This window comes from Geodermatophilus sp. SYSU D00079, assembly GCF_054050635.1.
On record NZ_JBJGZS010000042.1, the window covers coordinates 1 to 20,907 of the forward strand.

Genomic DNA, 20,907 nt, shown 5'->3' on the forward strand with positions numbered 1-20,907 from the left:
CGCCCCCGCCCCCCCCCCCCCCCCCCCCCCCCCCCCCCCCCCCCCCCCCCCCCCCCCCCCCCCCCCCCCCCCCCCCCCCCCCCCCCCCCCCCCCCCCCCCCCCCCCAGCCCGTTCCCCGGAGGTCTGCACATGTCCGTGCTCGTCGAGACGACGACCGGCCCGGTCACCGGCCGCCTCGCCGACGGCGTCCGGAGCTGGCGCGGGGTCCCGTACGCCCGCGCCGAGCGCTTCGGGCCGGCGTCCCCGCTGCCGCCCTGGCGGGAGCGCCTGGACGCCACCGGCCCCGGCCCGGTCGGCGTCCAGTACCTGCCGGACGGCACGCTCGCCGGCGTCGAGGAGTGCCTGACCCTCGACGTGTACGCGCCGGCCGGGGCCGACGGCCCGCTGCCGGTGCTGTTCTGGGTGCACGGCGGCGCCTTCCAGACCGGCGCCGCCGCCGACTACGACGGGTCGGTTCTGGCGGCCGCGGGCCCGGCGGTGGTCGTCGCGGTCTCCTACCGGCTGGGCCCGCTGGGGTTCCTGCAGCTGGGCACCGCCGAGGCCCCGGAGCCCAGCCCGGCCATGACCGACCTGCTGGCCGCGCTGGACTGGGTGCAGCGGGAGGTCGCCGGCTTCGGCGGGGACCCGGACCGGCTGACGCTCGTGGGGCAGTCGGCCGGGGCGAGCCTGGTCTGCGCCCTGCTCGCGACGCCGGCCGGGCGGCGCGCCCGCGCCGCGATCGCCTTCTCGATCGGCGGCCTGCCCCAGGAGCCGGCCGAGAGCGCGGAGGTCGCCGGGCGGGTGCTGTCCCGGCTCGGCGTGGCCCGCACCGACCGGGCCCGGCTGCGCGAGCTCCCGGCCGCGGCCGTGCTGGCCGCCGCGCGCGAGGCGGCCGCCGGCAGCCGGCGCGAGTACCTGGGCGGCACCCTCTTCGCGCCGGTCCGCGACGGCACCGTGCTGCCCGAGCGGCCGGTCGACGTGGTGGCCCGCGGCGGCCTGCGGGACACCCTGCTGTGGCTGGGCTGGTGCCGCGACGAGATGGCGGGGTTCCTGCGCGGCGGCGCGGACGACGCCGCCGCGGTGGCGCGCGCCCACGTCGGGGACGCCGCCTTCGACCGCCTGCTGGGCGTCTACACCGCGACCGCGCGCCCGGGGGAGGACCCGCTGCACGCGCTGCTCACCGACGAGATGTGGGTGCGGCCCGCGTGGCGACTGGCCGAGGCGCAGGCCGCGGCCGGCGGCCGGGCCTGGCTGAGCCGGTTCGACCACGCGCCGGCGCTGCCGCCGTTCGACGTGCTGGGCCCGGCGCACGGCGCGGACAACGCGTGCCTGTGGGCCCGTCCGCCGCGCTTCGTCGAGCGGCCGCTGCTGTCCCGGCCGGCGGCGGACATGACCGCGGCCGACGTCGCGGTCACCGCGGCGCTGCAGGGGTCGGTGCTCGCCACGGTGCGCGGCGGGACGCCGGCCACCGGCGCCCTCGGCGGGTGGCCGGCCTACGGCCCTCCGGCCCGCTGCACCGCGGTGTTCGACGCCGTCCCGCGGGTGGCGTCGGACCCGGACGGCGCGCGCCGCCGGGCGTGGGACGGCGCCTGACGCCGGCTCAGTGCAGGCGGGCCCGCCAGTCCGCCGGCACCCGGTCGCGGGGTCCCGGCGCCGGCTGGTCGTCCGGGTGGGCCAGCGGCGGGGCGAGGTCGGGCCCGGACACCGCGCGCTCGCGGGAGAAGTCCCAGAACCAGGTCTCCCCGGGCTCGAAGCTCCGGACGACGGGGTGCCCGGTGGTGGCCGCGTGCTCGCGGGCGTGCCGGGACGGCGAGGAGTCGCAGCAGCCGACGTGGCCGCACTGGGCGCACCGGCGGAGGTGGAACCACCAGCCGCCGGTGGCGTCGCACTCCAGGCAGCCGGTGCCGCTCGGCGGCACCGTCGGGTCGATCCCCGCGACAGCGGTCATGGCGGCGTCCTCCCGTGGGCCGGCGGTCCGGCGTCCACGCTAGGGACGACGGGCCGCCGCCGGAACCCGTGCGGCGCCGGTCAGCGCGGCCGCACGGTCACCTGCGGCGTGGTGAGCATCGCCTTGAGCGCTCCCAGCAGACCCAGCGCGGGGACGGCGGCGGCGAACCAGGTGCCCAGCGCGAGCCGGTCGGGGTCCCAGCCGGCGTCGGCCAGCAGCGCCAGGACGGCGGCGGCCGTGCCCACCGACACCAGCAGCGCCAGCACGCCGACCAGCCGGTGGGTGCGGGTGCGGCGGAACAGCAGCAGCCCGAGGACGAACAGCACGGCACCGCCCAGGACGACCGCGAGCGGCGCCCACTGACCGCTGGGGCCGAGCTCGTCGAGGCCGGAGGCCAGCGCGTCGGCGCCGCGCCAGGCCAGCGCCAGCCCGGTGGTGTCCAGCCCCTGCCCCCACGGCATCCAGAGGCTGGCGTTGGCGGCCAGGCCCGCGAACAGCAGGGCGGTGCCGCCGAGCCGCTCGGCCCGCCGCAGGACCACCAGCCGCACGGGGAGGTCACGCGCGTCGGCGGGCCGCTCCGCCAGCGCCACCGACTGCTGCTCCGCGCCGGCCGCGCTCCCGCCGGCGTCCCGGGGCACCTCGGGCACGGCGCCCTCCGGGAGCCGCACGGTCCCGTCGTCCTCGGGGGGCTCGGGCGGGAAGCCGAGGATCGTCGGGTCCGCCTCGGCGTCCCGGGCCCCGACGGGGGGGAGGGGGACGGTCTGGTCGTCGCGCGCGGTGCCCCCGCGGGGCACCGGCTCGCCGGGACGGGAGGGCTGGGGCTGCTGCTCGGTCACCGGTTCCTCCGGGTGCTGCGGGCGCGGGGAGGCGCCCGGCACGAGCGTATGACCGCCCGGGCCGGCGCAGCAGGCCGGACGGAACGGCTCCGGCCGGTACGTCCGCGTGTCGGGGCGACGCGCCGACGGGTGCCTCCCGGGCGGGGCCCCGGCCTGCGGGCGACGCGTCCGCGAGGGTGTCGCGGCGGCGGGCGCCGGGACTAGCGTGGTCGGCGCGGGGCGGCCGCGCGGGCGCCGATCACCGAGCGCCGCCGCGCCCCGTCCCTGTACTCCGTTGGCCGGTCAGGAGGCCGTCATGGGCAAGCCGGTCCTGCTCAGCGTGGACGACGACCCGGGGGTCTCGCGCGCCGTCGCCCGCGACCTGCGCCGGCGCTACGGGGAGGACTTCCGGGTGCTGCGGGCCGCCTCCGCCGACGAGGGCCTGTCGGCCCTGCGCGAGCTCAAGCTGCGCGGCGACCCGGTCGCGGTCCTGCTCGCGGACTACCGGATGCCGGAGATGAACGGCATCGAGTTCCTCGAGCAGGCGATGGACCTCTTCCCCCACGCGCGCCGGGCGCTGCTCACCGCCTACGCCGACACCGACGCCGCGATCGCCGCGATCAACGTCGTGGACGTCGACTCCTACCTGCTCAAGCCGTGGGACCCGCCCGAGGAGAAGCTCTACCCGGTCGTCGACGCGATGATCGAGGCCTGGCGGGACAGCCCGGACGGCGGCTTCGAGGGCGTCAAGCTGGTCGGCCACCGGTGGTCGGCGCCGTCCTTCCGGGCCCGGGACTTCCTCGCCCGCAACGCCGTCCCCTACCGCTGGTACAGCGTCGACGAGCCGGAGGGCCGGCGGATCCTCGCCGCCGCGGGCGCCGGCCCGGACGACGTCCCGGTGGTGGTGACCGCCGACGCCCAGGTGCTGCGCCACCCCAGCGAGGCCGAGCTGGCCGCGGTCGCCGGGCTGGGCGTGGAGCCGCAGGCGGACTTCTACGACCTGGTGGTGGTCGGCGGCGGCCCGGCCGGGCTCGGTGCCGCGGTGTACGGGGCGTCGGAGGGGTTGCGCACGGTGCTCGTCGAGCGGCAGGCCACCGGCGGGCAGGCCGGGCAGAGCAGCCGCATCGAGAACTACCTCGGCTTCCCCGACGGCGTCTCCGGCGGGCAGCTGGCCGACCGCGCCCGCCGGCAGGCGGTCAAGTTCGGCGCGGAGCTGCTGCTGGCCCGCGAGGTGGTGGCCCTGGAGGAGCACGGGCCCAAGCGGGTGCTGCGCCTGGACGACGGGCGCCGCATCGGCGCGCACGCGGTGGTCCTGGCCACCGGCGTCTCCTACCGCAGCCTGGGCGTGGCCGGCGTGGACGACCTGACCGGGCGAGGGGTGTTCTACGGGTCGGCGATGACCGAGGCCGCCGAGTGCGCCGACCGGGACGTGTTCATCGTCGGCGGGGCCAACTCCGCCGGCCAGGCGGCGGTCTTCTTCTCCCGGTACGCCCGCTCGGTGTGCCTGCTGGTGCGGGGCCCGTCGCTGGAGGCCTCGATGTCGGCCTACCTCATCGAGCAGGTCGCCGCCATCCCGTCGATCAGCGTGCGCACCTGCACCACGGTGGCCGCCGCGCACGGCGACGGGCACCTGGAGGCCATCACCGTCGAGGACGCCCGCAGTGGGGAGCGGGAGACCCTGCCCTCCAGCCACCTGTTCGTCTTCATCGGCGGCGCACCGCGGACCGGCTGGCTCGACGGCGCGGTCCTCCGTGACGATCGGGGCTTCATCCCCACCGGGCCGGCCCTGCTGCGCGACGGACGCCGGCCACCGGGCTGGCCGCTGGACCGCGACCCCTACTTCCTGGAGACCAGCCTGCCCGGCGTGTTCGTGGCCGGCGACGTGCGGTCGGACTCGGTGAAGCGGGTCGCCTCGGCCGTCGGGGAGGGCGCCATGGCCGTCACGCTCGTGCACCGCTACCTGGAGCAGCGGTGACCGCGGCCCCGGCGCGGCTGGGCCCGGACGAGCTGCGCGGGCTGTTCCTGTTCGCCGACCTCGACGACACGCAGCTGGCGTGGGTGGCCGCGCACGGCGACGTCGTGGACCGCCCGGCCGGGGCCACCGTCTCGGTGGAGGGCGAGCCGGCCGAGTGCTTCTACGTCCTGCTGGAGGGGACGATGAGCATGGTGCGGCGGGTCGGCGGCAGCGAGGTCGAGACCGTGCGGACCTCGCAGCGCGGCGTCTACTCCGGCGCCGTGCAGTTCTACATCGGCGACCGGATCGCCCAGACCTACCCCGGCACGGTGCGGGCGGTCACCGACTGCCGGTTCCTGGCGCTGCCCGCCGCGGAGTTCGAGGCCGTGTTCCGCCAGTGGTACCCGATGGCGGTGCACCTGCTGGAGGGGCTGTTCTTCGGCCAGCGCAACATCGCCGAGCTGGTCAGCCAGCGGGAGCGGCTGCTGGCCATGGGCAAGCTGGCCGCCGGGCTCACCCACGAGCTCAACAACCCCGCCGCGGCGGCGTCCCGGGCGGCGGCCGCCCTGCGCGAGCGGTTCGCCGGCATGCGGCACAAGCTGGCCCTGCTGGCCAGCGGGAAGATCGACGGGTCGGTCCTGCGCGACCTCACCGGCCTGCAGGAGGAGCTCGTCGCCCGGATCGGCACCACGGGGGAGCTGACCGCGCTGGAGCGCTCCGACCGGGAGGACGAGCTGGGCGACTGGCTCGACGAGCACGGCATCGGCGGCGCCTGGGAGCTGGCCGCCGTGTTCGTCCCGGCCGGCCTCGGGCCCGAGGACCTCGACCGGGTGGTGGAGACCGTGGGGCCCGGTGCCCTCGAGGCCGCGCTGCGCTGGCTGTCCTACACGGTGGAGGCCGAGACGCTGCTGGTCGAGATCGGGGAGAGCACCGCCCGCATCTCCGGGCTGGTCGACGCCGCCCGCCAGTACTCCCAGCTGGACCGGGCCCCGCACCAGCCCACCGACCTGCACGCGGGGCTGGACGCCACCCTCGTCGTCCTGGGCGCCAAGATCCCCCCGGGGGTCACCGTGGTGAAGGACTACGACCGTTCCCTGCCCCTGGTGCCGGCCTACGCCGGGGAGCTCAACCAGGTGTGGACCAACCTCGTCGTCAACGCCCTGGACGCGATGGAGGGGGAGGGGACGCTCACCCTGCGCACCGCCCGGGACGGCGACTGCGCGCTGGTCGAGGTCGCCGACACCGGCCCGGGCATCCCCGAGGAGCTGCGGCAGCGCGTGTTCGAGCCGTTCTTCACCACCAAGCCGGTCGGCCAGGGCACCGGCCTGGGCCTCGACGTCTCCTACCGCGTCGTGGTCACCCGGCACGGCGGGGACCTGCGGGTGCAGTCCCGGCCCGGGGACACCCGCTTCCAGGTGCTGCTGCCGCTCGCCGAGGGCGCGGTCGCGCCGGTCCGGGCCGCTCAGGCCGGGGCACGGGCCACGTAGACCGAGTCGAACGGGTCGTCGGGCACGTCGTGCACGGCCACGTCGACGAACCCGGCCTCGTCCAGCATCCGCCGGGCCAGCTGCTCGCCCCAGACGGTGCCCAGCCCGGCGCCGTCCCGGGCCAGGGACACCGTCATGCAGTGCAGCGTGCTCACCGCGTACAGCCAGGGCGCCAGGGGGTTGCCCACGTTGTCCTCGAGCGCGGAGGCGGCCTTGATGTCCATCATCACGAACCACCCGCCGGGCTCCAGGGCCGCGCGCACCCGCGACAGGACGCCGGCCGGGTCGGCCTGGTCGTGGACCGCGTCGAAGGCGAAGACCGCCGTGGACGGCGGCTCGGTGGGCATCGTGGCGACGTCGAGCACCTCGAAGGTGGCATTGGACAGCCCCCACGCGGCGGCCTCGGCGCGGGCCCGGTCGATCGCGTCCGCGGCCAGGTCGTAGCCGGTGAACGTCGAGCGCGGGTGGGCCCGGGCCATCACGGTGAGGGCGTGTCCGGTGCCGCAGCCGATCTCGGTGACCCGGACGCCGTCGGCCAGCCGCGCGGGCAGCTCACCGGTGAGCGGCAGGATGCCGTCGAGCAGCTGACCGTCCACGAGACCGCGCGAGATGCCGTCCATGACGTCGGTGAACTCGGGCCGGTACGCCTCGTAGGGCACGCCGCCGCCGGTCCGGGAGACCTGCACGACGTCGGGGACGTGGGGTGCCAGGGAGGTCACCAGCCGGCTGATCGGCGCCATGTTCAGCGACCCCTCGCCGGTGAGCAGCAGGGCGTGCTCGGCCGGCAGCGAGTACTGCCGGGTGGCGGGGTCGTACTCGGCGATGCCCGCGGTGACCAGCGCGCCCAGGCACTCGCGGACGTAGCGCTCCACCAGCCCGGCGCGCGAGGCCACCTCCTCGCTGGTGCCCGGGCCGGCGGCGAGGGCGTCGAGCAGCCCGGTCCGCGAGGCCAGGTCGACCATCAGCGTCACCATGCCGCCGACGTAGGCGCCGACCAGCTTGTCGCCGAAGGCGGCGATCCGGGCGTCGTCGAGGGACGTGGTCATCGTGCACCTCCGGGGTCCGGCCTGGGAGATCCACGCTAGGGAGGCCCGCGACGGGCCGGCCAGGGGCGGAGGCCCCGCTCTGCAGGGCCGAGGAACCCGGCGGAGGATCGGCGGGACGGCAGGCGCAGCGGACGCCGCCACGCACACACCCCGGAGGCGCCTGTGACGGCCCGGCCCGACCTCGACCGGACCGCGCGGGACCCCGGCGGGGACGCGGACGGCCACCGGCCCGACCCGCGGCGCTGGCGGGCGCTGTGGGTGACGCTGGTCGCCGGCTTCATGAGCCTGCTCGACGTCAGCATCGTGTCGGTCGCGCTGCCGTCGCTGCAGCGGGACCTCGGCGCGTCCCCGGCGACCGTGCAGTGGGTGGTGTCCGGGTACGCCCTGACCTTCGCGCTGGTGCTGGTGCCCGCCGGCCGGCTGGGGGACGCGCTGGGCCGGCGCCGGATGTTCCTCATCGGCCTCGCGCTGTTCGTGCTGTGCAGCGCCGCCGCCGGGGCCGCGCCGTCGGTGGAGCTGCTCGTGGCGGCCCGGCTGGCGCAGGGGGTGGCCGCGGGGTGTCTGGCCCCGCAGAACTCGGGGCTGATCCAGCAGCTGTTCCGCGGCGCTGAGCGCGGCCGGGCGTTCGGGCTGTTCGGGGCCACGGTGGGCATCTCGACGGCGGTCGGGCCGGTCGTCGGTGGGCTGATCCTGGCGCTGGCCTCCGGCCCCGACGGGTGGCGCTGGATCTTCTACGTCAACGTCCCGATCGGGCTGGTGGCGTTCGTCCTGGCCTGGCGGCTGCTGCCCCGCGGCGGCACCGGTCGGCGCGGGCACGTCGACCTCGGCGGGGTGCTGCTGCTCGGCGTGGCCGCGCTCTCGCTGCTGCTGCCGCTGGTGCAGGCGGAGTCCGGGGGGCTGGCCCGGCTGTGGTGGCTGTTCCCCCTCGGCGCCGCGGTGCTCGCCGGGTTCGTGGCCTGGGAGCGGCGGGTGGTCGCCCGCGGCGGGGAGCCGGTGTTCGACACCCGGCTGGTCACCGAGACCCGGGGCTACGCGATCGGTGCGGCGCTGGCCACCGTCTACTTCGTCGGCTTCAGCGGCATCTGGCTGGTCTTCGCGCTGTTCTTCCAGACCGGCCTGGACCTCACGCCGCTGCAGTCGGGCCTGGCCGTGACGCCGTTCGCCCTGGGCGCCGCGGCATCGGCGGTGGTCGCCGGGCGGGTGGTCGAGCGGTTCGGCCGCGCGATCACCGTCGTCGGACTCGCCCTGGTGATGACCGGGCTGGTGGCGGCCGCCGTCGTCCTGCTGACCGTGCCGCCGTCGGCGGCGGCGTGGGCGGCCGCGCCGGCGCTCCTGGTCGGCGGGATCGGCGGCGGCTGCGTGATCTCCCCGAACGTGACCATGACCCTGCGCGACGTCCCGGTCCGGATGGCCGGCGCGGCCGGCGGCGGGCTGCAGACCGCGCAGCGCTTCGGCGCCGCGATCGGCACCGCCGCGCTGCCGGGCCTGTTCTACGTCGTGCTCGGCGCCACCGGCGAGGACTACCCGACGGCCGCAGCCGCCGGGCTCGCGGTGGCGGTCGCCGGGGTCGGCGCCGCCCTCGTGCTCGCGGTTGTGGACCTGCGCCGCGACCGGCGGCGGGACGCCGAGGAGCAGGCCGAGCGCGACCACGCCGAGCGGCACGGCCACGCCCACCCCTGAGGCGGGGTCGCAGCGGCCCGTACTCCCGGTGCCGGTGGGCCGCCGACGGCGGGCCCCGGGCCTGGGCACCGTCATGGTGGCGGCGCCGGGACGTCTCCAGCACGTGACGATGAGGCTCATCCGGCCCGCGACGCCGGCCCCCGGCCCGCCCCGCGCGCCGCATCCCACGGTCCTGCTCGCCGACGCGCACCCGGTGCTGCGCCGCGTCGTGCAGGACTGTCTGGAGACCGACGACATGGCCGTCGTCGCGGAGGCCGAGACCGGCGACGAGCTGCTCACGGCCGGCCTGCGCACCCGGCCCGACGTCGTCCTGGTCGACCCCGAGCTGCCGGGCACCGACCCGCTGCAGGCGGCCCGGGAGCTGCTCGACGTCGTCCCGGGGACCCGCGTCGTCGTCCACGCGCGCTGCTTCAGCCTGGTCACCTTCTCCCGGGCGCGGCGGCTGGGCGCCGTCGGCTACCTCCTCAAGGGCGCCGACCTGGTCGACCTGCCCCGGCGCGTCCGGGAACTCGCCGCGGGCGGCACGGCGTGGACGCCCCGGGCGATCCGCGAGGTCGACGACGAGGGGTGACCCTCACCCGATGAGGACGACGACGAGCGTGCGCGGGCCGTGGACGCCCTCGACGCGGTCCAGCTCGATGTCGCTGGTCGCCGACGGGCCGCTGACCATAGTGAGCGGGGCGGTGGCGTCCAGCCGGGCCAGCGCCTCGGGCACGCCGCCCACCACCTGCTCCGGCTCGACGACGCACACCAGGCAGTCGGGCAGGAGCGAGAGGGCCCGCCGCCCGGACAGCGGGCCGCCGTCGAGAACCAGGGTGCCGGTCTCGGCGACCGCGACGGCCACGCCGGTGACGGTGGCGGCGAAGGCGGTCAGCCCGACGGCGGGCCGGCCGTCGTCCTCGCCGACCCCGGCGGGACGCCAGTCGGCGGGCAGCCCGGGCGCGACGACGACGTCGGCCGCGGCCCAGCCGGACCCCAGCCCCGCGTGCAGTGCGGCGGACACCGTGGCGGCGACGTCGCCCGGCAGACAGCGGAGCACCGTCGCTCTGTAGTCCTCGAGCCGGTCGGTGAGGACGTCGAGCAGCTCGGCGCGGGACCGTCCGTCGGCGGTCCGGTAGGCCCGGGGCACCGCGACCTCGGGCCGCGGCCCGCCCAGCGCCGTCCGGATGCGGGCCAGCACCTCCTCCCGCGCGGTCACCGGCCGTGCTCCCGGGCCCAGGCCTGGGTGAACGTCTCGCGCGGGGGAGCGGGGAGGTCCCGGGTGCGGGTCCACCCGGAGACCGGCGGGGGCAGGGCCGCGGGCAGCGTGGGCCGGCCGCGGGCGAGGAACCGGCCGAGCCCGGCGGCGCGCTGGGCCAGCCGCCACAGCCGCGGGTGCGACATGGCCCGGGACAGCGCGCGGAACGCGGCCGCCTCGGGCGTGACCCGCTGCTGCGCCTCGACGTGCTCGGCCCGCAGGTGGACCAGGATCGAGGGGATGTCGATGGCCACCGGGCAGGCGTCGTAGCAGGCGCCGCACAGGCTCGAGGCGTACGGCAGCGAGGCGTTGTCCTCGACCCCGGTCAGCTGCGGGGACAGCACCGCGCCGATCGGCCCGGGGTACACCGAGCCGTAGGCGTGGCCGCCGGTGCGCTCGTACACCGGGCACACGTTCAGGCAGGCCGAGCAGCGGATGCAGTGCAGCGCCTCGCGGCCCACCTCGTCGGCGAGCACCGCCGTCCGCCCGTTGTCCAGCAGCACCAGGTGGAACTCCTGCGGGCCGTCGCCAGGGGTGACGCCGGTCCACATCGAGGTGTAGGGGTTCATCCGCTCACCGGTGGAGGAGCGGGGCAGCAGCTGCAGGAAGACCTCGAGGTCGCGCCAGGTCGGCACCAGCTTCTCGATGCCCATCACGGTGATCAGCGTGTCGGGCAGGGTCAGGCACATCCGGCCGTTGCCCTCCGACTCCACCACCGCCAGCGTGCCGGTCTCGGCGACGGCGAAGTTGGCGCCGCTGATCGCCACGCGCGCCCGCAGGAACCGCTCCCGCAGGTGGGCGCGGGCGGCCATGGCCAGCCGCCGCGGCTCGTCGGGCAGGTCGCGGTCGGCGTCGGGGCCCTGGAACTGCGGCATCGTGCGCAGGAAGATCTCGCGGATCTCGGCCCGGTTCTTGTGGATCGCCGGCACGAGGATGTGGCTGGGGGCGTCGTCCCCGAGCTGGACGATCAGCTCGGCGAGGTCGGTCTCGTGCGCGGTGATGCCGGCGGCCTCGAGCGCCTCGTTGAGACCGATCTCCTGGGTGGCCATCGACTTGACCTTGACCACCTCGTCGGAGCCGGTGGCCTGCACCAGCCGGGTGACGATCTCGTTGGCCTCGGTGGCGTCGCGGGCCCAGTGCACCGTCCCGCCCCGCTCGGTGACCCGGGCCTCCAGGGCGAGCAGGTGCTCGTCGAGCCGCGCCATGGTCGCGGCCTTGAGTGCCCTGCCGGCCCGGCGCAGCTCCTCCCAGTCGGGCACCTCCCCGACGACGGCGGCCCGCTTGGCGCGGATCGTCGAGGTGGCGTGGCCGAGGTTGGCCCGCAGCTGCCCGTCGCGCAGGGCGTCGCGGGCGGCGTCGGGGAAGGGCCGGTCCCCGCGCAGGTGGCCCACCCCTCGGGGAGCCGTGGGCAGGCCGAGGAACGTCGTCGTCACGCCGGCCTCCTCCGGGCCGAAGTGGCCACTGTGGCCGTCACGCGGGCACCGCCGGCTTCGTCGTCTGGTGCGGGGTCACGGCGTCCTCCGTGCTGGCGAGGATCTCGGCCAGGTGCACCGTCCGCGTGCCCGAGCGCAGCCGCGACAGCCCGCCGCCGATGTGCATCAGGCAGGAGGCGTCGCCGGCGGTGCAGACCTCGGCGGAGGTGGCGAGCACGCCTGCCATCTTGTCGGTGAGCATCGCGGTCGAGGTGTCGGAGTTCTTGACCGCGAACGTGCCGCCGAAGCCGCAGCACTGGTCGGCGCCGGGCAGCTCGACCAGCTCCAGCCCCCGGACCGCGCGCAGCAGCCGCAGCGGCCGGTCGCCGACCCGCAGCAGGCGCAGCGAGTGGCAGGTCGGGTGGTAGGTGACCCGGTGCGGGTAGTAGGCGCCGACGTCGGTGATGCCCAGCACGTCGACGAGGAACTGCGACAGCTCGTACGTGCGGTCGGCCAGCGCCTCGGCCTCGGCGGCCAGGGCGTGCTCCCCGGCCCGGCGCAGCACCCCCGCCTGCTGGTGGTGGATCGAGGCCACGCAGGAGCCGGACGGCGCCACCACCACCTCGGCGCCGGCGAAGGCCCGGACGTGGTTGGCCACGATCGGTACCGCCTCGCGCCGGTAGCCGGTGTTGACGTGCATCTGCCCGCAGCAGGCCTGCCCCGGCGGGACGACGACCTCGTGGCCCAGCCGCTCCAGCAGCGTGGCCGTCGCGTGCGCCACCTGCGGCAGCATCGTGTCGACCAGGCACGTCGCGAAGAGCGCGACCCTCATCTGTCCTCCCCGTCCCCGCCGCCCGGGCGGTTGGTCCTGCCGACCCGTCCGCGCGCCGGGCGGCGTCCGGGTGCCGACGGTCAGCAGGTCCTCGGTGGCCGGTGCGGTGCCGGTCGGCGCGCGGTCCGTCCGTCCGGTCGACTGCCGCGCGGCTCGAGGCGGTCCCCGGCCGCATTCCTACCCCACATGCGGAGTCCGTGCGCCGGGTCCTCGACCTGCGCGCGTCGGCCCTCCGGACGGAGCGGGCGGTTCTCGAGGGCCGGGGAGGACGGTCAGGCGGGCACGCGGTCCCGGCCCCGCAGTCGGGCGGTGGCCAGCCCGGCGAGCACCGCCCCGGTCGCGTTGAGGGCGGCGTCGACCGGTGAGACGACGCGGCCCAGCGGCAGCGCCCACTGGAGCAGCTCGATGCCGCCGGCCACGGCCACGGCGGCCGCGGTCAGCCGCCCGGGGGTGCCCAGGCCCGGCCGGCGCAGCACCGCCAGCACCGCCAGAGGGACCAGGAGCAGCAGGTTGCCCAGCAACTGCAGCCGCGTCGCCTCGGAGGCCAGCCCGGTGGCGTACCAGCGCAGCTCGGTCAACGGTGCGCCCCACGCCCAGCCGCTGCCGCCGGCCGGGGTGAGGGTCAGGAGGGCCACCGCGAGCGCGGCGGCGAGCAGGGCGACGTCCAGGGCTGCGCGGCGGTCGGCGTCCATGCCGCGACGGTGCCCCTCCGCGCCGGGAGCCCGCTGGCAGCTGCCTGGGCGGCGGCTGTCAGCAGGCCGGAGACGCTCCGGAGGAGGTGGCCCTCATCGGGCGGCCTGCGTCGTCGAGGGGACCCGGCCGGTCACCCGGCCGAGCAGGGCGGGCGGGTCGGCGGCGGCGTCGCCGCGCCACGCGACGTGCTGGTCCGGGCGCACGAGCACCAGACCGGCGCCGTACAGGGCGCGCAGCCGCGGGAGGGTGCGCAGGTCGACCACGGTGAGCGGGACGCCGTCGTGCGCCGCCTCCGCCGCCAGCGGGGCGGGGTCGGCCTGGGGGTCGAGCCACAGCACGGTGAAGCCGTCGCCCAGCACGTCGTACACCGACCGGCCCGCGGACAGCCAGGTGTGCGGCAGCCGGGCACCGGGGTGGGCCGACGGCGTGTACGTGGCCACCGTCGGCCCGGGCACCGGCCGGCCGTCGGGCACCACGACGGGGGAGTCGGCGTAGTCGTAGCCGAGCACCAGCCCGAGGCTGTGGAACTCCGGGTCCTTGACCTGCAGCGCGGCGGCGAGCTCGGCGCGCAGCGCGGCCCCGGTCGGGCCGTCGTCGTCGAGGTCGCCGGTGGCGAAGGCCGGCGCGAGGAACGCCTCCTGGCTGCCGGCGGCGGCGATGGTGCGCTCGGCGACCGGGCGCCGCTCGGCCTCGTAGCTGTCCAGCAGGGACGGCGGTGCCCAGCCCTGCAGGACGGCGGCGAGCTTCCACGCGACGTTGACCGCGTCGCCGACGCAGGTGTTGAACCCGTGGCCGCCCCACGGGGGGTTGAGGTGGGCGGCGTCCCCGACGAGGAACACCCGCTCGCCGCGGTAGCGGTCGGCCAGCAGCATCCGCGCCGACCACGGGTCGGTGGCCAGCACCTCCACGTCGACGTCCGCGCCGACGAGCGTGCGCACCAGCGCGGCCGGGTCGACGTCCTCGCGGGCGGCGTCGACGCCCTGCACGATCGCCCACCAGGTGCCGTCGAGGTCCAGGCGGCCCATCAGCCCGCCGCGCTCGGCGCCGATCACCCAGTAGTGGATGCCGAGGGCGCAGGCCGGCCGCTGGTCCAGGTCCGGGGAGCGGAAGGTGACCGAGAGGTTGGGCAGGGTGCCGGAGGAACCGGAGTAGCGGGCGCCGATCGCCGGGCGGGTGGCGCTGCCGCTGCCGTCGCAGCCGAGCAGGTACTCCGCGCGGACCTCGGCGCGCTCGCCGGCGGGGCCGGTCAGCGCGGCGTTGACGCCGGCGGGGCCGTCCTCGACCTCCGCCACCCGCCAGCCGAGCAGCAGCGTCACGGTGGGCAGCTCGCCGGCAGCCGCGCGCAGCACCTCCTCGACCACCGGCTGCGGCGCCTGCTGGCCGGGCTCGGCGGCGAGCTCCGACGGCGTCGTCCAGAGGCCGAACGCCTCGGGGAACCGGGTGATCTCGGTGCCGAACAGGCCGGTGCAGAACACGACGTCCTGGGCGTGGGCGACCGGCAGCGGAGCGGCGGCGCGCAGCCGGTCGGCCAGCCCCCACCGGCGCAGGTGCTCCATCGTGCGGACGCTCGTGGTCTTGGCGCGGGGGCGGAGCGGGTCGAGCGTGGTGCGCGGCTCGACGACCAGCACCTCGACGCCCCGCCGGCCGAGCTCGATCGCCGCGGCGAGGCCGCTCGGGCCGCCGCCGGCGACCAGCACCGGGACGCGGTCGGGCACGGGGGTCATGGCGGGTTCTCCTGTCGTGGGCGGCGCTGTCGACGGCGGGCAGCGGGAGGGGGGCGCGTCCCCGGCCGGCGGCCTCCCGGGGAGTGCCCGTCCAGCATCCGTGGCGGCGGTCACCCGCCGGGAGCCGCTGCCATTGAGCGGCACACCGGGACGGGAGGGTCAGTCCCCGCCCGTGCGCTCCTGCCACTGGCGGACCCACGCCCGGCCGTAGTCGTTGCCGTGCGGCGTGCGCAGCACGGTGTGGATGTGGAAGGGCTTCGGGGTGTCGTAGTCGAGGAAGACCCCGCAGTGGTGGTCGAGCTCGGCGATGAGCACCGGCGACTGGAGGCGGTAGTAGAAGACGTCGCCGGGGGCGTGCCCGCCGATCCAGGAGAACCACGTCTCGTCGAGGTGCGCCTCGATCTCCCGCAGCCGGGCCGCCCGCGGGCCCTCGGGCAGCAGCCGGACGAACGTCGCGGCGATCGCCATGGCCAGGCGCTGCGCCTCCGGGGGCAGCTCGGTCACCCGCACGCCCTCGACCGGGATGACCCGGTTGTCCTGGAACGCGCCGGCGAGGTGCCGCTCGTCGCCGGGGTGCACCCGGCCCGGCGGCATCGCCGGGTCCACCATCTGCTCGTAGACCGTCGCCGCGCGGCGCTGGTCGGGGTCCAGCGCGGCCATGAGCCGGCGCCCGAGGTCGATCCGGTCGGCGAACGGACCGGACAGGCCGGCGTGCGGGCCCTCGTCGATCTCGTCGGGCTCGGCGCCGAGGAAGACGGGGGAGACCACCATGCGGCCGTCGACGACCAGGCAGTTGACCGCGCAGTGGTGCCCGTAGAGCTGCCAGCCCCACGGGGCGCGCGGGTGCGGCTGCCCGTAGAGGGCGATGTTGTAGCTCCACTCGCCGAGCACGGTGGGCAGGTCGACGACCTCGCCGAGGAAGCCGTTGACCAGCATCATCGCGTGGGCCAGCTCGGAGCCCTCGGGGCTCAGCGACGCGCGGACCAGCGCCAGGGCCCTGTGCCGGACCTCCGGCGGCTGGAACTCCAGGCGCAGGCCGGTGTCGAACTGCATGAACTCCGGGTTGGCCCAGGTCTGCCACTCGACGGCGTCGACGGGGAAGGTGATCCGCTCCCGCGCCTCGTCGTCCAACGCCGAGAGCAGGTCCTCGGCCGCGGCGACCATCGCCTCGACCGGTGCCTCCTCGCCGGGGCGGGCCGGCTCCAGCGGGTACAGGCCCTCCCGCAGGGTGCCGTCCTCGGTGACCCCGCGGAACTCGGCGCGGTACAGCGGGGTCCAGCCCTCGACCAGGCCGCCGGTGAAGGTGCCCGGCGTCCGGGCGTGCTCGCGGTAGGTGTGGGGGTCCATGCCCCGCACCTCGGCCAGCCGCGGGTGGTCGTGCGGGAACAGGTACTGGCGGAACTCACCGGACACGGCTCAGGCCCTCCGGGACTCGTTGCCGACCACGGGGTTGCGCAGCACGCCGAGGCGCTCGACCTCGACCTCGACGACGTCGCCGGGCTGCAGCAGCCACGGGGGCGTGCGCGCGTAGCCGACGCCGGACGGCGTGCCGGTGGCCAGCAGGTCGCCGGGGCGCAGCGTGAAGGTGTGGGAGATCAACGAGAGGGTGTCGCCGACGGTGTAGACCATCTCGTCGGTGCGCCCGTCCTGGACGACCTCGCCGTTGACCCGCGTCTGCACCCGCAGGCCGTCGCGCAGGTCGCCGACCTCGGCGGCGGGCACCATCGGGCCCAGGGGACCGGAGCGGTCGCCGTTCTTGCCGAGGATCCACTGGCTGGTGAGCTTCTGGGCCCGCCGTGAGGTGAGGTCGTTGAAGGTGGAGTAACCGACGACGGCGGCCAGCGCCTCCTCCGGGGAGGCGTCGACCAGCGTGCCGCCGACCCAGGCCACGACCTCGCCCTCCCAGTCCAGGCCGTCCTCGTTCGACGGCACCGGCACCTCGGCGCCGTCCACGGTCAGCGACTGCGTCCAGCGGGCGAACAGCGTCGGGTGGGGCGGCAGCTCCTCCCCGGCGAACGAGCCCTCGGCGACGTGCTTGAGGTAGTTCAGCCCGATGCAGACCACCCGGGCGCCGGGCAGCACCGGCGGCACCCGCTCCACATCGGCCACGGGCAGCGTCGGCCCGGCCGGCTCGCGGCCCAGGTGCCCGGCGGCGTCGGCCCAGAACTCCTCGAGAGCGGCGACGACGGTGACCTCGGTGCCGTCGTCGGAGAGGGCGGCGACCTCGACGCGGCCGTCGCGGCGGATGCCCACGATCCTCATGGCTGGACTCCTTCGGGTGTCAGGTGGCGCTGCAGGAAGGCGATCGTCCGGTCCGCCGCGTCGCGGGCGGCACCCGGGGTGCCGAGCCACAGGTGGTCGGCGCCGTCGTGGGTGTGCAGCTCGACGTCGGCCCCGGCGCTGCGCAGCGCCGCGGCCAGCCGCTCGCTCTGCACGCACGGCACGAACCGGTCGGCGGTCCCGTGCAGCAGCAGGAACGGCGGCGCGGCGGGGGAGACGTGGGTGACCGGGCTGGCCGAGGCGGCGGCGTCGGGCACCGCGGCCGGGGGCGCGCCCAGCAGCTGCGCCTCGCGGGTGGTGGGGTCGCCCGGATCGGCCTGCACGTCACCGGCGAGGCCCACCAGGTCGGTCGGCGGGTACCAGGCCGCGACGGCGGCGACGGTGCTCGCCGGTCCGGTCACCCCGACGTCCCCCTCGAGCGCGGGGTCGGTGACCAGTCCGAGCAGCGCGGCCAGGTGGCCGCCGGCGGACTCGCCCCAGGCGGCGACCCGGTCCGGGTCGACGCCGAGCTCGCCGGCCCGGGCGCGCAGCCAGCGGACGGCGGCCTTGGCGTCGGACAGCTGCGCCGGCCATCCCGCCTCGCCCGAGAGCCGGTAGTCGGCGCTCGCGACGGCGATGCCGGCCTGCGCGACCTCCTCGAACAGCGACGGGCCGGGGAAGGCGGGGCCGGCCGAGCGGCGGCTGCCCAGCCGCCAGCCGCCGCCGTGCAGGAAGACGACGACCGGCGCGGGCGCTCCGCCGGCGGGCAGGTACAGGTCCAGCTCCAGGGGGCGCACCCCCGGGACGTCGGCGTACGGCACCCCGGCGAGCAGCCGGGTGCCGCCGGGGCCGGGCACCGGGCGCGGGAGCGGCGCCTCGTGCGCGGGCGCGGGGAGGGGCAGGGCGGGGGTGGGCACGGGACTCCTCACGGCGCCGGGCGCGACCCCGGGGGCCGCGCCCGGCGGGCGGTGCGGGACGGGACTCAGCTCTCGCGGGCGTCGGGCCACTCGACGTCGGGCAGGAACTGCATGTGGTGCTGCTGCGCGGCGGCCTGCATGCGCGGGAGGTCGGGGACGAACGGCGGCTGCTGGGCGGTCGCGTGGTCGGTCTCGGTGCCCATGTGCTGGAAGAACCGCTCGAACCCGCCGGAGAGCACGCCCATCATCCGGGCGGCCTCCTCGATCCGGTACGCGTGGGCGAAGCCGGCCGGCACGTAGCCGAAGTCGCCGGCGCCCAGCAGCCGCGAGGTCCTGACGCCCTCGGCGTCCTCGTAGAACAGCCGCACCCGGCCCTCGAGCACGTAGAAGGTCTCGTGGGTCTCGTCGTGCGAGTGGGTCGGGATGATCTCCCCGGCCGGCGACTCGCTGGTGACGATGCCGAACTGGCCGTCGGTCTCGTCGCCGGACAGCAGCACGGTGAACAGGTCGGTGAACAGCATCGAGTGCTCGCCCTCGCCGCGCCTGAGGACGTAGGGCTGCGGCCTGCCGGGCAGCACGCCCCGCCACTGCGGGCCCTTCGCGGGGTCGACCAGGTACTCGAAGCTCATCAGTTCTCCCTGCGGGGTCAGCGGTGACCCCCCGAGCATCGGTGACCGCCGTGCCCGCCCTCAGTGGCTGTGCCATTGAGCGGCACGACGGGGTGCGGATCAGGCCGGACCGGTCGGCTCCGCGGTGGTGCCGAGGGCGCGCCGGGCACCCAGCCCGCGGGAGACGGCACGGGCGGCGGTGCGCACGGCCGGGCCCAGCATGCGCGGATCGGCGTCCTCCGCCGGGACGATCACCGACAGCGCCGCGGTGACCCGGTCGTCCGGACCGAACACCGGCGCGGCCACCGACACGAGCGGCTGCGGCGCCGGGCGGCGGATCCGGGCCAGCCCGTCGCGGCGCACCTCGGCCAGGGTCCGGCGCAGCGCGGCGGGGGACACCGCCACGCGCTCCGGCTCGTGCACCAGCGGCCGGCCCAGCACCTCCTCCTGGAACCCGGCCTCGGCGAAGGCGAGCAGCACGAGACCGACGCCGGTGGAGTGCAGGGGCAGGCGGCCCCCGACGCGGTAGAGGACCGGCACCGACTGGTGCCCGGACAGCCGCTCCACCAGCAGCGCCTCGTCGCCGTCCCGGACGGCGAGCAGCACGTGCTGTCGGGTGACCTCGGCGAGGTCGCCCATGTAGGGCATGGCCACCTGGCGCAGCCCGTGCCCGCGCGGCGCCAGGGAGGCGACCTCCCACAGGCGCAGCCCGACGGCGAACCGCCCGTCCTCGCCGCGCTCCAGCGCGCCCCAGGCCACCAGCCGGTTGGCCAGCCGCAGCGCCGAGCTGGTGGGGATCCCGCTGCGCCGGCTCAGCTCGCCGAGGCTCAGCGACCGGTGCCCGGCGTCGAAGGCGGCGAGGAGGGAGAGGGCCCGGTCGACGACCGGGTCGCCCTGCGGGGGCCGGTGTCCCCGCCCGCGGGGCGGAGGGGGCGGGACGTCGGTCACCGCGGGCACCTCCGCCCGCGGAGGTGCCGGCGCGCGCTGCACTGGTCTGCCATCGGGCGGCATGGTGCCAGGAGCGCGCCCGGGCCGGGCCGTCCCGGGCCGGGTGACCAGGACGGGCCGCGGCGGGACGGCGCCCCAAGATGGTCAGTTCTGGTCATGCGGTCCGAGCCTCCCGGGTCGCACCCTCGGACTGCACAGTCCCACGGCCCGGGGACGGCCCCGGACCGGTCACCGGAGGAAGGTCGATGACCGCAGCCGACCGCGCCGCGTCGCTGGGGGAGACCGGAGGGCGGGAGCACGCACCGGCGGTCGAGGGGCGCCGGGACGACGTCCGGCCGGGCACGCGGCTGCTGCTGCGCGCGTTCGTGGGGCTCACCCTGCTCGCCGTCTGCCAGCTGCTGCTGCGCCCGGGGGCGACCGAGGAGGCCTTCGCCTGGCACATCCACGCCGAGGTGACCGCGGCCTTCCTCGGTGCGAGCTACGCGGCGGGGTTCGTGCTCTCCCTCCACGCCCTGCGGCAGCGGAGGTGGAGCCTGGCGCGCATCCCGGTGATCACCGTCGGCGTCTTCACCGCCGTGACCCTCACGGCGACGCTGCTGCACACCCACAAGCTGCAGCTGACCAGCGGGGTCCCGACCGCGCGGGCGGCTGCCTGGCTGTGGCTGGTCGTCTACCTGGTCGTCCCCTTCGCGTGCTACGCCGTCGTCCGCCGGCAGGGGTGGCGGCGGGCGCGGTCGTCGGTCGCCCGCCGGCCGATGCCGACGTGGCTCGCGGTCCTGGTGGGCGTGCAGGGCGCGCTCCTGACGACGGCGGGCGTGCTGCTGGTCATCGGCGGCGCCGCGGTGCACCACCACGCCGAGCCGATCACCCGCTTCTGGCCGTGGGAGCTGATGCCGCTGAGCGCGCAGGTCGTGGGCGCCTGGCTGGTCGCCTTCGGGGTGGCCGCCGCCCTGGTGATCCGGGAACGCGACCTCACGCGCCTGGTCGGCCCGTCGGTGGCGTACGCGGTCTTCGGGGCGCTGCAGCTGCTGGTGCTGGCCCGGTACCGGGACGCGGTGAGCGCCGCGGACCCGTGGCTGTGGGCGTACGTGCTCCTCACCGCCTCGGTCGTCGTCGCCGGCGGGTACGGCTGGTGGGCCGCCCGGCGCGGCGCGGCGGCCGGGGACCCGGCCCGGCCGGAGGTGCCGCGCGGCGCCGGGCAACGGGCACCGGAGCCCGTGGGCTGACCCGCCCGGCCGAGCCGGCCGGGCGGCGCCGTCGGGGGGGGGGGGGGGGGGGGGGGGGGGGGGGGGGGGGGGGGGGGGGGGGGGGGGGGGGTGGGGGGTGGGTGGCCTCGTACCCCACAACCACCACCCGCCGCACCCCCG

General features: G+C 77.0%; 19 protein-coding genes. 6 read left to right on the forward strand and 13 right to left on the reverse strand.

Features of this window, described 5'->3' with window-relative positions:
• The first annotated feature begins 130 nt into the window (after positions 1–130).
• A complete protein-coding gene (locus ACI79E_RS21410) occupies positions 131–1,573 on the forward strand; it encodes a carboxylesterase family protein (protein ID WP_456934598.1) in 1,443 nt (480 codons plus the stop codon).
• Positions 1,574–1,580: 7 nt separating this feature from the next.
• Here ACI79E_RS21410 and ACI79E_RS21415 read toward each other — a convergent pair whose 3' ends face one another.
• Positions 1,581–1,928 (reverse strand): UBP-type zinc finger domain-containing protein, encoded by a 348-nt coding sequence (locus tag ACI79E_RS21415; RefSeq protein WP_456934599.1) that lies wholly within the window; start codon positions 1,926–1,928, stop codon positions 1,581–1,583.
• Between the two features lie 80 nt (positions 1,929–2,008).
• Positions 2,009–2,764: a hypothetical protein gene (locus tag ACI79E_RS21420; RefSeq protein ID WP_456934600.1), complete on the reverse strand. Its 756-nt coding sequence runs from the start codon at positions 2,762–2,764 to the stop codon at positions 2,009–2,011.
• Between the two features lie 295 nt (positions 2,765–3,059).
• Between ACI79E_RS21420 and ACI79E_RS21425 the strand changes: the two genes are divergently transcribed.
• Both ACI79E_RS21425 and ACI79E_RS21430 read left to right on the forward strand, forming a co-directional pair.
• Positions 3,060–4,718 (forward strand): FAD-dependent oxidoreductase, encoded by a 1,659-nt coding sequence (locus ACI79E_RS21425; protein WP_456934601.1) that lies wholly within the window; start codon positions 3,060–3,062, stop codon positions 4,716–4,718.
• On the forward strand, positions 4,715–6,184 hold the full coding sequence (locus ACI79E_RS21430; RefSeq protein WP_456934602.1) for an ATP-binding protein: 1,470 nt from the start codon (positions 4,715–4,717) through the stop codon (positions 6,182–6,184). Before ACI79E_RS21425 ends, ACI79E_RS21430 begins: the two co-directional genes overlap by 4 nt.
• Here ACI79E_RS21430 and ACI79E_RS21435 read toward each other — a convergent pair.
• Complete coding sequence (locus ACI79E_RS21435) at positions 6,160–7,230, reverse strand: class I SAM-dependent methyltransferase (RefSeq protein WP_456934603.1); 1,071 nt, start codon at positions 7,228–7,230, stop codon at positions 6,160–6,162. The genes ACI79E_RS21430 and ACI79E_RS21435 overlap by 25 nt on opposite strands.
• A 162-nt stretch (positions 7,231–7,392) precedes the next feature.
• On the opposite strand from ACI79E_RS21435, the gene ACI79E_RS21440 reads away from it, so the two are divergent.
• On the forward strand, positions 7,393–8,910 hold the full coding sequence (locus ACI79E_RS21440; RefSeq protein WP_456934604.1) for an MFS transporter: 1,518 nt from the start codon (positions 7,393–7,395) through the stop codon (positions 8,908–8,910).
• A 109-nt stretch (positions 8,911–9,019) separates the two neighbouring features.
• Positions 9,020–9,481 (forward strand): response regulator, encoded by a 462-nt coding sequence (locus ACI79E_RS21445; protein ID WP_456934605.1) that lies wholly within the window; start codon positions 9,020–9,022, stop codon positions 9,479–9,481.
• Between the two features lie 3 nt (positions 9,482–9,484).
• On the opposite strand, the gene ACI79E_RS21450 is transcribed toward ACI79E_RS21445, so the two are convergent.
• From ACI79E_RS21450 to ACI79E_RS21495, 10 genes are all read right to left on the reverse strand, one after another.
• Entirely contained in the window at positions 9,485–10,108 is a 624-nt protein-coding gene (locus tag ACI79E_RS21450; RefSeq protein WP_456934606.1) for a LutC/YkgG family protein, read from the reverse strand.
• A complete protein-coding gene (locus tag ACI79E_RS21455; protein WP_456934607.1) occupies positions 10,105–11,580 on the reverse strand; it encodes a LutB/LldF family L-lactate oxidation iron-sulfur protein in 1,476 nt (491 codons plus the stop codon). The genes ACI79E_RS21450 and ACI79E_RS21455 overlap by 4 nt, the downstream gene beginning before the upstream one ends.
• 37 nt (positions 11,581–11,617) lie before the next feature.
• Positions 11,618–12,391 carry a (Fe-S)-binding protein gene (locus tag ACI79E_RS21460; RefSeq protein ID WP_456934608.1) on the reverse strand — a complete coding sequence of 258 codons (774 nt, stop codon included), beginning with the start codon at positions 12,389–12,391 and terminating at the stop codon, positions 11,618–11,620.
• A gap of 272 nt (positions 12,392–12,663) precedes the next feature.
• A complete protein-coding gene (locus tag ACI79E_RS21465) occupies positions 12,664–13,083 on the reverse strand; it encodes a VanZ family protein (protein ID WP_456934609.1) in 420 nt (139 codons plus the stop codon).
• A gap of 93 nt (positions 13,084–13,176) precedes the next feature.
• On the reverse strand, positions 13,177–14,808 hold the full coding sequence (locus ACI79E_RS21470; RefSeq protein WP_456934610.1) for an FAD-dependent monooxygenase: 1,632 nt from the start codon (positions 14,806–14,808) through the stop codon (positions 13,177–13,179).
• Between the two features lie 159 nt (positions 14,809–14,967).
• Positions 14,968–16,221 carry a DUF3500 domain-containing protein gene (locus tag ACI79E_RS21475; protein WP_456934611.1) on the reverse strand — a complete coding sequence of 418 codons (1,254 nt, stop codon included), beginning with the start codon at positions 16,219–16,221 and terminating at the stop codon, positions 14,968–14,970.
• A 3-nt stretch (positions 16,222–16,224) separates the two neighbouring features.
• The gene (locus ACI79E_RS21480; RefSeq protein WP_456934612.1) at positions 16,225–17,070 is read right to left on the reverse strand and encodes a fumarylacetoacetate hydrolase family protein; all 846 of its coding nucleotides are present in this window, start codon (positions 17,068–17,070) and stop codon (positions 16,225–16,227) included.
• Entirely contained in the window at positions 17,067–17,984 is a 918-nt protein-coding gene (locus ACI79E_RS21485; RefSeq protein WP_456934613.1) for an alpha/beta hydrolase fold domain-containing protein, read from the reverse strand. The genes ACI79E_RS21480 and ACI79E_RS21485 overlap by 4 nt, the downstream gene beginning before the upstream one ends.
• 65 nt (positions 17,985–18,049) lie before the next feature.
• Positions 18,050–18,613 carry a quercetin 2,3-dioxygenase gene (locus ACI79E_RS21490; protein WP_456934614.1) on the reverse strand — a complete coding sequence of 188 codons (564 nt, stop codon included), beginning with the start codon at positions 18,611–18,613 and terminating at the stop codon, positions 18,050–18,052.
• Between the two features lie 99 nt (positions 18,614–18,712).
• The gene (locus ACI79E_RS21495; protein ID WP_456934615.1) at positions 18,713–19,540 is read right to left on the reverse strand and encodes an IclR family transcriptional regulator; all 828 of its coding nucleotides are present in this window, start codon (positions 19,538–19,540) and stop codon (positions 18,713–18,715) included.
• A 245-nt stretch (positions 19,541–19,785) separates the two neighbouring features.
• Here ACI79E_RS21495 and ACI79E_RS21500 point away from each other — a divergent pair, with 245 nt between their 5' ends.
• Entirely contained in the window at positions 19,786–20,766 is a 981-nt protein-coding gene (locus ACI79E_RS21500) for a hypothetical protein (protein ID WP_456934616.1), read from the forward strand.
• Positions 20,767–20,907 lie beyond the last annotated feature (141 nt).